Consider the following 13,848-nt stretch of genomic DNA (forward strand, 5'->3'; position numbering starts at 1 on the left):
GTATTAGGCACGCCGCCAGCGTTCGTCCTGAGCCAGGATCAAACTCTCCAATAAAGTGTTACTCATTGAAAAGAGCGATTAGCTCATTTTGAATCTGACTTATTTCTTAGATTTCACTTGACGTGAAACCCGCTCACTCGTTGTTCAGTTTTCAAAGATCAACTTCGTTTTTAGCGTCGCTGCGTTCTCAGCAGCAACTCTTATAATATATCATGTCCAGATCATCAATGCAAGCATTATTTTTCTTTTCCTTTTTAGAAGCTGTCAACAACGCTTCAAATTAACGACCGGACTAATAATGTACCACGGTTATTCGCCCATTACAACACGTAAAATATTCCAATTCCTCTAAATAGCTATCCACCAAAACACACCGAATTTATCGATGAGATTAGAACAACACGGATTCCAATCACAAGAGCCGATGGGATCAATGACAGTGCCTCCATTGCTCAGTACATTATAAGCTTTGCGGACGGCTTCCTCAGTTCCCATATCGTATACATTAAATGCCATGGTCTGCCAAGTTGTTTTTTTATGAACATCGCAATCTTTTGGCGCTTCACTCACTGCCATAAACAGCTCGCCATTTAAAGTCAATTCACAATGCGCATAAGCGTTCTGTGTTTCATCCTTAATCTCCAGGCTTTTCTCTAATCCAAATGCTGAACAATACCTATCAACCGCTTCGATACTTCCCCTTACATATGCTTGTGAGCTTATTTTCATTCTTCCTCTCCCTTCGATTATTTTCAATTCTCTTAAACACAAAATATTCCATATTCGTTATTATAACTCTATTATACAGAATCGGGCCCAAATCCTGGTGTTAATTTTGATACAGTTAACTGTTCACTAAGGCCAAAGTATTCACAGAAACTCACGATCCGACTCCATTTGGAAGGATCCACATCATTCGAGTTCACATCCATAAGAAGGGAATCTTCTATATGAACTTTTTCGATGCGTACTTCAATAGCAACCAGCGAGCTTGGTTCTTCGAATGGATGTAATCTCCACAAACCTGGCTTCCAGATGGACGAGGCACTCTTTGACACGTGGTGCATGAACTAGCTGTGTTGAAAGAGAGGTTAGCCATGCGGCGCCAAAATTATCCGCTTCGTACCTATAACCTCTCATTGCTTTGAATTCTGACACCGGATTTTGCCCCTTTAATAGAGTCAACCGATCAATTGCAAGAGTTGAACCGACGGGATGGAAGATTAAGTACACATTCGCCCCCCAAGGATCAAATTTTGAAAAAACCAAATGAAAGGCAGCTAATCCGAAACGATATACGCAATCGTTGTAATTATCCATAAATGAGCCGGATAGAAAACATAGAAGAAATACTTCGCAAATCTAGAGTTGCTTCCTCTTTTACCATTATATATATACAAAAACGGGATAACGAAGATAAACATGAAGTCCGAATTAAATGCCAGCATTTCGATTGTTGTTAACACATCTCCGTAATTTACAAATGACATCAAGAACAAAATAAGCGATAAACATAAATAACCAATATTTCTGTATTTGTTTTTACCGTAGGTGAAATAGGTTATAAGCATAAACGGTAGAATGACCATGCCGCCTTCAGCTATCAATATTCCGACCGCCAGCAAAACAACGGAGCAGATGAACCCCCATATTTTATTATTAATTCGGGTTAGTACTGTTAGCATGAATACACCGATAGCCAAGGTTAAAAATATGTTGTTATGAATGGCAATACCGCGATCCTCAAACATTAAGTTCAGCACATAGTTGCCTGCAAACATCATGACTGCCCATGAGAACAATCTTGTAAAATACTTTCTCAGATTGCTAGTATACATGAAACCTTCCACAGCGATATAAGCAAACCATACTCCAACCACTCTTGTGACAACATGGAAGATCATTACCCAAATTCCAGGTATAAAATAAGCGATATGATCCAGCACCATTAAACACGCCATAATTAATTTAATTTGAAATCCGTTAAGCCTCATTGTTTGCATATTGATCTCCTTTCTCCCTCTTTCCTCCTTATTGTTCTATATCGATTATAGTGATCTATGTAAAATCTTACGATCTACCCAACTTACACTAACATTACTTATTTGTAATAAAACATGTTATGGCCGTAAATCCCTTTGCTACATAAAAAAAGACGCAGTTTCCTACGTCCATCTTAAATACAAATATTTGATTAACTAGCTTCATTTATTTAGCTTTGCGCATTCACTTCGGTTTCTTTATATTATTTCCGCAAAATCTTCTCCATTGCTTTTCCCTTGGCTAACTCATCGATCAGCTTATCCAAATAACGAATTTCCCGCATCGTTGGTTCTTCGATGTCTTCCACACGGACACCACAGACCACGCCTTTGATCAACTTCCGCGAAGGATTTAGTTGGGGAGCATTCGCAAAAAAAGTCTCAAAGTCCGTCGTTTGTTCCAGTTGCCCTTCAAACTCTTCCTGGCTATACCCTGTCAACCAACGGATAATTTCATCAACCTCTGCTTTCGTACGCCCTTTTCTCTCCGCCTTCGTAACATAATGGGGATAGACACTTGCAACACTTGTTGTGAAAATCCGATGTTTGGTCATGATTTGTCCTTTCCGTTCTATGCTTAGTTCTTAGTTCATAACTATCACGAATTTGTCTCTATATCAATGTTACTTCCTTCCGAAAGCTCCAATTCTTCCATCCCAAATCAACTTCCGACCTTCAGACTTACCATGACATGACTTATAGAAGTGCAGTGGAACAGTAAGGGTCTGCCGACAACTTCAAGACCAGACTTGGCCAAACAATAACGCTAAATTTCTATTTCGTCTCGGTAGCAACGCTATAGCCTTTACATATGTCGTACAAGCAAAATCAACATAGATCAATAACAGCTAATGGGATGCCTATACTCGTTTAATACCTAGGCTGTAGTAGAGAATCTGAACTTAATTTTCGGGTTCCTCCACCCCATCATGCTCCTTGCTGTCAAATTCATCAAGCAGCGCACGCACTTCATTTGTTGACTTTGTATTCATTAGGTTATTTCTTAATTCACTTGCCCCTCGGAATCCGCGGACATAGATTTTGAAGAAGCGTTGAAGCGGGCTGAACGAACGTGGTTTCTGTCCCGAATACTCATCATAGAGATCCAGATGCAGCCGCAGCAGACCCAGCAATTCCTCACTGCTATGTTCCTTCGGCTCCTTCTCAAAAGCAAATGGATTATGAAAAATACCGCGCCCGATCATAATGCCATCCACACCATATTGCTCGGCGAGCCTCAGTCCGGTCTGACGGTCCGGGATGTCCCCGTTAATGGTTAGCAGAGTATCAGGGGCCACCTCATCACGAAGCTTTTTAATCTCCGGTATCAGTTCCCAGTGAGCATCTACTTTACTCATTTCCTCTCTTGTACGCAGATGAATGGACAGATTCACAATGTCTTGCTTCAGGATATGGGTTAACCAGCCGCACCATTCGTCTATGCTGCTGAAACCGAGCCTGGTTTTTACACTGACGGGCAATCCCCCGGCTTTGGCAGCCTGGATGATCTCCGCTGCGAGTTCGGGACGGCAGATCAGCCCGCTTCCCTTCCCGTTCTCTGCTACATTTGCTACAGGACAACCCATATTAATATCGATGCCCTTGAATCCTTCTTGCGCCATGCCGATGCTCATCTGACGGAAGTATTCCGGCTTATCTCCCCAGATGTGAGCCACAATGGGCTGTTCATCCTCTGTAAAAGTCAGACGCCCGCGCACAGCCTGGTTTCCCTCCGGGTGACAATAACTCTCTGTATTCGCAAACTCCGTAAAAAACACATCCGGTCTGCCCGCCTCACTGACGACATGGCGAAAAACAACATCCGTCACATCTTCCATCGGCGCCAGTATAAAAAAAGGCCGTGGCAAATCACGCCAAAAATGTTCTGTCATATCAAAAACCTCTCTATCAATACCAGGATAAATCTTCATCCCGAAAAATAAAAACTGCAAAAATGGGCTGTTGCTATTGATAATAACAACGGCATGGAACCTTTGTTAATGATTAACTCAAGTGCAGTGATGCTACGCTCTCCACATGCACCGTATGCGGGAACATATCCACTGGCTGCACCTCAACGGTGCGGTAGCCGCCGTCTTCCAGTACACGCAAATCCCGTGCCAACGTGGACGGATTGCACGATACATAGACCACTCGCTTCGGCTTCATTTCGAGTATCGTCTCTAACAGACGAGGATCACAGCCTTTGCGCGGCGGGTCGACGACGATGATGTCGGCTTCGACACCTTGCTCCTTCCAGGCCGGGATGACATCCTCGGAGGCACCGACCTCAAAGGTTACGTTATTCATGCCGTTCAGCTCCGCATTGCGACGCGCATCTTCAATCGCTTCCGGTACAATTTCGACTCCATATACTTTAGCGGCATGCTGCGCCAGGAACAAGGAAATGGTGCCGATTCCGCAATAAGCGTCGATTACCGTCTCTTGGCCGGTGAGTCCGGCATATTCTACAGTTCTCCCGTACAACAACTCGGTCTGCACAGGGTTCACTTGATAAAAAGAACGCGCCGAGATGGCGAACTTCACATCTCCGATATAATCATAGATCGTCTCACGCCCCCACAGGACGCGGGTGACATCGCCAAAGATGACATTCGTCTGTCTCTTATTCACGTTCTGACAAATGCTCGCGACCGCTGGAATTTCATTGCGGATCGCTTCGGTCCACTCCTTGACATGGGGAATCTTGTCCCCATTCGTCACTAGGACGAGCATCATTTCGCCCGTACGGAAGCCTACCTTCACGACAACATGGCGAAGCAAACCATGTCCGGATTCCTCATCGTAGGCAGTGATGCCAAGACGACGAGCGATCTCCTTCACTCTAGCAACTACAGCGTCATTACTCTCATGCTGGATGAGACAGGTCTCCATGTCGATGATGCGATGGCTGCCACGGGCATAAAAACCGCCGACCAAGGCCCCATCCGTCACACCAACAGGTACTTGAGCTTTGTTGCGATAACGCCATGGTTCAGACATTCCCAGGGTCGGAAGCACCTTAATAGGATCAACTTGCTTCGCCAGGCCCGTTCCTTCAGAGTTCCAAGCATTCTTTCGCTCATCTGGCACTGCAGAGCTCTCCTCTTCCTTCGCTACCGTCAGTTTCCCGATCCGCTCCAGGGCATCTACGACATGCTGACGCTTCCACTCCAATTGGCCCGAATAGCTCAAATGTTGAAGCTGGCAGCCGCCGCATTGATGATAGATCGGGCAAGGCGCTGCTACACGCTGCGGACTGGTCTGAAGCAGCTCTAGCAGCTTGGCGTAACCATACTGCTTCTTCGTCTTCAGCACCTTGACCCGCGCTTGTTCACCCGGGAGTGCCCCTGCGACGAACAGCGTGTAGCCTTCGGTACGGCCTACACCCTCACCGTCATGGTTCATCCCGATGATGTCGATCATTACCTCGTCATTCTTGGCAACCGGTAATCCGGCTAGCGCTTCCTTATTACCTGTATCCGCTGCCTTCCTGCCTCTTGCCCGATCCCGCTGTTTCCTCATGGCTACCGCTTCACTTCTTTCCACTTAAGTCTAAGTCTATTTCATGTTACGACGTACACTCTCTCACTTCATGCAAAACCCCCGCCAATAAGGCAGGGGAACGCTGATTCCAGTTTCTAACGAAACTGGGTATCGTTATTTGGAACCCAAAAAGCTTCTGCAAATTTTAACGAAACTAGGTAGCGCTATTCGCTCAAATCAGGAGCTTAAAGCCCCTATTTCTCCCTAATAACGATCCAGAGTTTCGTTAGATTAAAATTGCCGCTATTAATGCGGAAATAGCGATCTGTAGTTTCGTTAGAGCTTCAAACGATTGGTTAACTTCGTTAGAGCTTCAAACGATTAGCTTCCATCGTTAAGGCTTCAAACGCCTGCCTAACGGTCATATCCGCAAACGAACCACGCTTAAATCTTCTTCTACTCATGCGAAAAAATATGCAAATGCCGCGGCAAAATCTCGAAAACGCCTGGAAGCTCGCCGCCAAGCTCACCGTCCAGGTTGAGCAAGACATGTCCTGGGGAGGTAACCTCCATCCGTTCGGTCTTGAAGTACATAATTCGCGGATCATTGAAATGATCGCCGCGCAATGCCATGCTGACCAGGCGGATAAACTCCGCCAGATTGCATTTCTTCACGGCAATGACATCAAGCAAGCCGTCATCGATTCTGGCGTCCGGCGCCAGCCGCTCGAAGCCGCCAACCGAGTTGCTGTTCGCGATCAGGAACATCATGAACTCGCCCTCTACCTCGCCGATCCCTTCGGCACGGATAACCAGCTCCGTTGGCGAGAGATTGATCATCTTCTCGATACCCTTCATGTAATAAGCCAATTGACCGATCATCGTCTTCAGACGGCTTGGAACCTCATAGGTTAATTCCGTTAGCGAGCCGCCACCAGCAATATTAATAAAATGTCGTCCGTTCACCTTGCCGATATCAATCGGTCTCGTCTTGTTCTCAATCACCAGATCACAGAAATCTTCCCAGCGCTTCGGAATTTTCATGGCCCGCGCGAAGTCATTGGTCGTTCCAAGCGGAAAAATACCTAATGGCGGCAAATCATCATACCCTGCCATCCCGTTCACGACCTCGTTCAGCGTCCCATCGCCGCCGGCAGCAATAAGAATGTCATAGCCACGCTGCACGGATTCAGCGGCCTCACGTGTAGCATCGCCGTCTCCCGTCGTCGCATGACAAGACGTCTCTATACCGGCCTGGTCCAACCGATCCAGAATAGATGGGAGCAATCTCCGCATTTCTTCCCTTCCGGAAGTAGGATTATAGATAAGCCTAGCTTTTTTCATTACTTGAACGCCACCTGTTTATCATAATTTCAATGATCCCATTATATTCAATATCTGATAAGATATCCAGCGGGACAACCTGGAATGCGGCAACAAAGCCTCCCCCAGATAATGATAAGGTAGTCCCTCAAGACGAGTTGGAATCACTGTACCGGTGAAGTAGCCCTTACTCAAAAAAAGCGGAGCAACGATCACCTCATAGCCCCGCTCCTCCTGCCAATAGCTTACTTTGCTGCGCAAGCTATCCGGACTAAGAAGCGCATAATCCGCATGAGCCAGCCCGCCAAGGCGGCCAACACGCGCGGATAGTCCTGCGATCCCCCGCTCCCAGCGCTGCCGGAAACCCTCATGCCGGCTGCCATGGCCAACGAGAAGCAGCACCTCCCGCTCCGGCCAGCTCGATAGCTCCTTCACCTTATCCCAGACGATCTCGGCCACGATCGGATCGTCGTCGATGGGATCGCCAAAAAACACGCGGACAGATAAAGAAAAAGGCTCTAAATCCGTTTCCTTCTCCGGCGTGCTCTTCATGCCAAGTGCATATGAAATCTCATCGATATGAGTACTGCCCGACGAGACAAATAACGGGATGACAATAATATCTGTCACTCCCCAAGCTTCCAGCTGATCGATTCCATCTTGAATCAGCCGTCCTTCCACAATCTCCAGGAAGGAGGATACGATTGGAATATTGGCCTGCAGTTCACTCGCCGCACCTGCAACCGCTTCGTCGACGAAGGCTACCCAGTCCGAGTCAGGGGACCCGTGACTAATAACAAGTACCCCTGGCTTCCCCGGAGAACTCTTTATATCACATGCCTCCTGACCGACCGTCCAATCCTGTGATGTCCCTGGCCCTGTCTTCACAATTACAGGTTGATGCGCTCAAGCGCCATTTTATACCCGTCGTTGCCATAATTAAGACAGCGCTTAACGCGTGAAATCGTTGCCGTACTAGCTCCAGTCTCAGCTTCGATCTGATTATATGTAGAACCCTTGCCAAGCATTCTCGCTACTTCCAGACGCTGGGAGAGCGATTGTATTTCGTTAACTGTACAAAGATCATCAAAGAAGACGTAGCACTCCTCAACATTCTTTAAAGAAAGTATCGCTTCAAACAATTGATCGATCGTCTTATCATTCAACTTCTTAAGTTGCACTGAATCATCATCCCCTACCGTTACTGTACCACACCACCATTGTACCCGAGTAAGGTCATCTTTTTCAAGCATTAACGATTTCACGCATCACAGAAAGAACGCCCATTTTCCGCAAATGCCCACAAAACCGGGACATTCGTCCAGACGAAAATCTGGGTAGATACATACATTGTATTATTGCAAATGCCTATTTACTAAAGAATTATCCTAGTCACACTAACGGTTTATATGCATAACCAGGAATGGGAGAAGCGCCGGAGGCTGCTGCCCACCTCCTGACACAATACTATGTAAAGGAAAGTGATATGATGCCGCATTACACTCCTCCACGGCGAAGTGCGACGCCCCCTTCGTATCCCTACTCGCACAATTATCCAGGGATTACGCCGTATGATTCCGATCCATCCGAGATCGTCGAGGCTTCTGCGCTTGTTCCTTATTCACAGCCGACCGATCCGCTCCCCGCTGCTACCAATTCGGCAGCCAAGGCTGGAGGCGGATTCTCCATCCCGAATCTGGGCGATCTGAAAGGCATGATCGACCGCATGGGTGGAATCGACGGAATCGTCGCCACCATGGGCAAGGTACAAAAAATTATGCAAACCGTTCAGCAATTCGCGCCAATGGCTAAAATGTTCACCAGCCTGCTTCCAGGATCCAAGGGCAAGGGCGGCAATAGCGACGACAATTTAGACGAATACAAACCGCGCCGCAAAGGAAGCGGAAGGAAGAGCGGAAGGAAAGGCAGCAAGCGCCCGTCCTCCCGTCCACGCAGCGGCAAGGCACCTGCCAAACGCCGTCGTTAAGTTCAAACTCCCGCAGAGCAGTAAATTTATGGGCGCAGGGCTGTCGAGAGGTCTCGGCAGCTATTTTTCTTGGCCTAATCGTAATATAGACAAGGATCCCCATCCGCTTCATCACGGAATTGAGGTCCTTGCCCCACTCTAATACCTGTGGTTGGCCCGAGAGTGCACCGTCTTCCAAGGGGTCCGGGCAACCCTTCCTCGCCGAGGTACTACGACTCGACGTCTCCTTCTAGGAAGTGCAGCTCTGGCAGGAGACGAATTCCATCCTCCGCGTTCAGGCGACAATCGATTTCTTGGCTGCACCGATGCTGTCCGATGCATGCGACGTAAAGAATATGATCGTAAAGTCTTGTGTCTTCGAGCCAAGCCAAGTCGTCTTCCTGATTTCTGCAATACCTTCAGCTTCGTCAATCTTCTGGACTTTTTAAGCCTCCATGATCTCTTCATCCGCTTCATCCGCGATCTTTCTATAGAGTGACGACGCCGGGGCGGATGCCCTCCATGATGGCTCCCGACATGTTCCAGGGGCAGCAATTGATTATCCTCCATGGGATCAAGCAGCCCTGCAAAATACGATTTCGGCAGTCTCCACGGGGTCTGATTCAGATATTCCTGATACAGGGTGAAACCCGGTGACACGGGTTCCCACCACTTCGCCCCTCCGGCAAAGTGTACAATTCTATGATTAAAGTCCAGATCCGGAATATTGATAATAAAAATATTGAAATTCCCATCCAGCTGTAAATAGTTGTCACCGTAAAGGTGATTGAGTACATCCTGGTCCGGCAGGCTCGTGCTGGGGTGCTGCCGAAGGAAATCCTGCATCTTCACATACCACTCCGAATTTTGGCGAATATTGTCCAATTCAAATACGATTACGCCCGAATTGAAGTAAGTATCCGGATTAAATCCTAAGGGGAGAAGAACGTCAGCGAGCCCTGCGGCGCCTAAATCTCGGGCCGCAGCCAGATAGCATCCGTTCAAATCGACATCCCACAATTCTTGAATATCGAGATTTACCAGCACATCGCAATCCAGATAGATTACTTTGCTGACATCCAGCAAAGAAGGCAGGAGCAATCGGTACATGCTGCCCCAAGTCCAGGAATTAACCGATTGGGCTCCCTCAACGGTTTCGGCCAAATCACGATCCAGGACAACAGAGTAGAATTTCACTGTATGATTATGATGTGTAACCAGTTGCTTGATTCGCAGCATGTTCTCCCGGGTCAACGACTCGTCATGAAGAATATGAACGTTAACTTGTGAACTTGTATTGTGGAAGACCGACGTCAGAACGACAGCGGCATGTTCTGCATAGCTTCCATCCTTATCTGTAAATGCCAAAGCCAATTCAACCATTTACGATGAACACCTCTCCCTGTTTTTTAGATAACCACGCAACTCACAACTGCCGTGCTTTTTACGCTCACGGTCTTTGGAGCCTGCGTTCCTACAGATCAAACGTAGATAGTTATTGCTCGGAACTAGGGATATCCTTGTCAACTTGCAGCAGCCTGTTTACCTCTTCTTGAAGATCATTCTTTAGATTTCCACGGTGCCCTGTAATTGCGAGAATGGCCTTAAGATAGCCAAGCGGGTCTCCCACATCATGCCAGCGGCCGTTGATCTCGCAAGTATAGACGGCCTCCCTGGCCAGGAGCCGATTCAACGCGTCGGTGAGCTGGATTTCACCTCCTACACCTGGCGGCTGATCTTCCAGAATATCAAAGATGGATGGCGTAAGAATATAGCGCCCTACCATAGCCAGACGCGAAGGAGCCGCACCCGGCTGGGGCTTCTCGACTAATTGATTGACATAGGCGAAAGCACCAACCAGTGGCTTGGCATCCACAATCCCGTATTTGGATACTTTCTCTTCGGGTACCGTCTGGACCCCCAGTATGGATGTCTGGAATCTGTCAAAGCCTTTGATTAACTGCCCCAGAGCCGGTGGCTCTGACTCGAAGAAGGTATCTCCAAGCAGCACGGCAAAAGGCTCTCCTCCGATAAACTTTCTGCCCACATGTATGGCGTGACCCAGCCCTTTACGATCAGACTGGCGGATATAATGAATGTCTGCCAGACCAGTAAACTCTCTCACCTTGCGAAGCTCTTCGAACTTTCCCTTCTGTTCCAGGAAGTATTCGAGCTCATGTGCAGAATCAAAATGGTCCTCAATGACCTTTTTCCCTTTGCCAGTGACAACCAGAATCTCTTCGATTCCGGCCGCCGCCGCTTCCTCGATAATGAATTGAATCGTTGGTTTATCAATAATCGGAAGCATTTCCTTGGGCATTGCCTTGGTTGCTGGAAGAAGCCGCGTTCCGTAACCTGCTGCCGGTATGATCGCCTTTCGAATCTTCAACTGGTCCTCCTCCTTAATGATGCAGTTGTATATGATGTCATCGTATGCCAGAGAAGCTTTTGAATAGTGGACATCTATCTAATTAGGCAAAAATAATTAAATGCCCGTCCAGCGCAGCCAAAAAAACGGTCACTTCCCGTCGAAATTGGGAAATGCCCGTTTTAAGTTGAAGCCATAAATGATGTTTAAAAATAGTGTGATCTAATCTGGGTCGTCAGTTTAATTAAAATGGTGAGCATACCGTATGTGAGGAGTGCATTGAATATATAGATGCCCAAATCTATAGAAGTGGTTAAGAAGAAGTTGTTGAAGATTTGAAAAGGACCCTCCGGAACTGTGAAGTTATGATAAGTAACAAATTTTAATGGAAAACCTAACTTGAATATTCGATCATCAACCTGGGTAACCCAAAGCAAAGACAACAACGGAATAATACAACTCCATAAGAACAGCGCCCTTTTCTTCATTTCTTCCCCTCCTTGGCACTATATATATCATACGCAGCGAGCCAAATAATGTTGCCAAACAGGACTGGCAGCCTGCTATTTGAACCAGCCTCGCCGCATGAAGCTGAATATCATCCAAATGCTGAGTATACCCATCAAGCTCAGTACGCCAAAATATCCATAACGCCAGTGCAGCTCAGGCATGTTCGCAAAGTTCATGCCATAAATGCCAGCGATGAGCGTCAGCGGCATAAATACACTGGTGATCACGGTCAGCGTCTTCATAATGCCATTCATCCGGTTAGAATTCAATGAGAGATAGGAATCGCGAAGATCCGCCGTCATCTCACGGTTGGATTCTACCATTTCCGACAGCTTCAGTAAGTGATCGTAGATATCCGAGAAGTAGGCGCCAGCTTCCTTCTGCGACTGAATATGCTTCGAATTGAGGATATGGTACATAAGATCGCGCATCGGAATGATCGTGCGACGCAGCTTGAGCAGCCTGCTGCGAAGATCGAAGACCTGGTTCATCAGCTGCTCAATCGATTCACGACTGCCCAGCTTCTCAAGCTCGTCCAGTTCATCCTCCACCGCATAGACACAAGGGAAATATTGATCGACCAGATTGTCGATGACCAGATAAGCAGCGGTAAAAGGGCCGCGCTCCCACATTTTTCGGTTCAACGCCCGCTTCTGAATGCTCTCCCAGGCTATATCGATCTCCTGAAGCTCCCGGTAATGAAAGGATACCAAATAGTTCTCGCCAATGAACAGATTTACCTCAATCAGCTCCAGCGTGTCCGGATCCAACGCGTGCAGAATAAGAAAATCATTATCCTCGTAGAAGTCAATTTTGGGACGCTGCATAACATGCAGCATACAATCCTCAATGGCTAATGGGTGGAATTGGAAGAAGGAATCCAGGAGCTTTGCTTCCTCCTCTGTGGGTTCACTGAAATCAACCCAGCTCCACAAAAAATGATGACTATTATGAATGTCTTCCAATGCAATATCCGTTTTTACCTGATGGTCATGCGTAATCCCCATCACACGAATCATTGTCCATAACCTCCCGCACATGCACTAGAATACAAAGAAGGCCAATCCTGCAGCAGATTGGCGTCATTGTTATTCGCTTTATCTTTTAGAACAATACAACATAGATCAGACCTGCAAGTACAGCTACGATTGGAATCGTAATCACCCAAGCGATAACAATTCGACCGGCTAGCCCCCAGCTAACTCCAGAGAACCGTTTCGCAGCGCCAACGCCAAGAATGGATGACGTAATAGCATGCGTAGTGCTGACAGGCAAATGAATCAGGGTCGCCCCGAAAATAACCGAAGCCGCCGAGATATCAGCTGCAAAACCGTTAATCGGTTCAATTTTAAATATTTTCGTCCCCATCGTCTTAATAATCTTCCAGCCCCCAAGAGATGTACCCAGAGCCATCGCGGATGCAGCAGCAATCTTAACCCATAGCGGAACTTCCATATGATCCTGGAATTTAGCCGTTACAAGCGCGAAGGTAATGATCCCCATCGCTTTCTGCGCATCGTTCGTCCCGTGCGAGAAGCTCTGAATCGCCGCGGTCAAGACTTGAACGGAACGGAAGCCTTTATTGACGGTATGCGGGCTTTTCTTGGCAAAGACCCATTTCAGAATCAACATAACAATGTAGCCAATCCCGAAGGCAAGGAACGGAGAAATGATCAGGGCTTCCACAATTTTTGTGAAACCGCCCCAGTTCAGCTTGTCCGGACCTGCGCCGACATACACCGCACCTGCCAACGCACCAATCAAAGCATGTGAGGAAGATGAGGGTATGCCAAACCACCAGGTAATCAAGTTCCAGATAATTGCCGCAAGCAGGGTAGCGATCAATACTTCCAGTCCATTATCCAGTGCGGCTGGGTTCGCTACACTGCCTCCGATCGTCTCTGCAACGCCCGTAAATAACAGGGCTCCGAGGAAGTTCATTCCGGCAGCCATCATAATCGCCGTCCGCGGCTTCAAGGCCCGGGTGGAGACCGATGTTGCAATCGCATTGGCTGTATCATGGAAGCCGTTAATAAAGTCGAAGCCTAACGCCAGTATGATAACAACGAAAATAATTATTAGACTCGTATCCATGTTTTTTTATTATTGCACAGATGGAATTTTTCTCTTTACAGGATCCGCGCAATTCCAAC

General features: G+C 47.3%; 13 protein-coding genes. 1 reads left to right on the forward strand and 12 read right to left on the reverse strand.

The genetic code is table 11. The features are described 5' to 3' along the window. Positions 1-348: 348 nt before the first annotated feature. The 8 genes from DMN77_RS16905 to DMN77_RS16940 form a co-directional block, all read right to left on the reverse strand. Positions 349-729 (reverse strand): VOC family protein, encoded by a 381-nt coding sequence (locus DMN77_RS16905; protein WP_179015773.1) that lies wholly within the window; start codon positions 727-729, stop codon positions 349-351. Positions 730-1,280: 551 nt separating this feature from the next. Continuing rightward, the gene (locus DMN77_RS16910) at positions 1,281-2,003 is read right to left on the reverse strand and encodes a TraX family protein (protein WP_068778187.1); all 723 of its coding nucleotides are present in this window, start codon (positions 2,001-2,003) and stop codon (positions 1,281-1,283) included. A 242-nt stretch (positions 2,004-2,245) separates the two neighbouring features. Then, positions 2,246-2,596, reverse strand: a complete 351-nt coding sequence (locus tag DMN77_RS16915; protein WP_179015774.1) for a DUF2200 domain-containing protein — start codon at positions 2,594-2,596, stop codon at positions 2,246-2,248. A 348-nt stretch (positions 2,597-2,944) separates the two neighbouring features. Beyond that, positions 2,945-3,934: a tRNA dihydrouridine synthase gene (locus DMN77_RS16920; protein ID WP_179015775.1), complete on the reverse strand. Its 990-nt coding sequence runs from the start codon at positions 3,932-3,934 to the stop codon at positions 2,945-2,947. Between the two features lie 112 nt (positions 3,935-4,046). Further along, positions 4,047-5,567: a 23S rRNA (uracil(1939)-C(5))-methyltransferase RlmD gene (gene rlmD / locus DMN77_RS16925; RefSeq protein ID WP_179015776.1), complete on the reverse strand. Its 1,521-nt coding sequence runs from the start codon at positions 5,565-5,567 to the stop codon at positions 4,047-4,049. A gap of 417 nt (positions 5,568-5,984) precedes the next feature. Next, a complete protein-coding gene (locus DMN77_RS16930) occupies positions 5,985-6,872 on the reverse strand; it encodes a diacylglycerol kinase (protein WP_068778210.1) in 888 nt (295 codons plus the stop codon). 21 nt (positions 6,873-6,893) lie between these two features. Continuing rightward, a complete protein-coding gene (locus tag DMN77_RS16935; RefSeq protein WP_179015833.1) occupies positions 6,894-7,682 on the reverse strand; it encodes a sirohydrochlorin chelatase in 789 nt (262 codons plus the stop codon). Positions 7,683-7,741: 59 nt separating this feature from the next. Next, positions 7,742-8,032: a YerC/YecD family TrpR-related protein gene (locus tag DMN77_RS16940; protein WP_068778211.1), complete on the reverse strand. Its 291-nt coding sequence runs from the start codon at positions 8,030-8,032 to the stop codon at positions 7,742-7,744. A 305-nt stretch (positions 8,033-8,337) separates the two neighbouring features. Between DMN77_RS16940 and DMN77_RS16945 the strand changes: the two genes are divergently transcribed. Continuing rightward, positions 8,338-8,838 (forward strand): hypothetical protein, encoded by a 501-nt coding sequence (locus DMN77_RS16945; RefSeq protein WP_068778212.1) that lies wholly within the window; start codon positions 8,338-8,340, stop codon positions 8,836-8,838. A gap of 138 nt (positions 8,839-8,976) precedes the next feature. On the opposite strand, the gene DMN77_RS16950 is transcribed toward DMN77_RS16945, so the two are convergent. The 4 genes from DMN77_RS16950 to DMN77_RS16965 form a co-directional block, all read right to left on the reverse strand. Next, a complete protein-coding gene (locus DMN77_RS16950; RefSeq protein WP_068778213.1) occupies positions 8,977-10,200 on the reverse strand; it encodes a glycosyltransferase family 8 protein in 1,224 nt (407 codons plus the stop codon). Positions 10,201-10,312: 112 nt separating this feature from the next. Beyond that, positions 10,313-11,206 carry a UTP--glucose-1-phosphate uridylyltransferase GalU gene (galU, locus tag DMN77_RS16955; RefSeq protein WP_068778214.1) on the reverse strand — a complete coding sequence of 298 codons (894 nt, stop codon included), beginning with the start codon at positions 11,204-11,206 and terminating at the stop codon, positions 10,313-10,315. A gap of 542 nt (positions 11,207-11,748) precedes the next feature. Then, a complete protein-coding gene (gene corA, locus DMN77_RS16960; RefSeq protein WP_179015777.1) occupies positions 11,749-12,714 on the reverse strand; it encodes a magnesium/cobalt transporter CorA in 966 nt (321 codons plus the stop codon). An 85-nt stretch (positions 12,715-12,799) separates the two neighbouring features. After that, the gene (locus tag DMN77_RS16965) at positions 12,800-13,789 is read right to left on the reverse strand and encodes an inorganic phosphate transporter (protein ID WP_068778217.1); all 990 of its coding nucleotides are present in this window, start codon (positions 13,787-13,789) and stop codon (positions 12,800-12,802) included. Between the last annotated feature and the right edge of the window lie 59 nt (positions 13,790-13,848).

Source organism: Paenibacillus sp. 79R4 (assembly GCF_013393165.1).
Lineage (GTDB): Bacteria > Bacillota > Bacilli > Paenibacillales > Paenibacillaceae > Fontibacillus.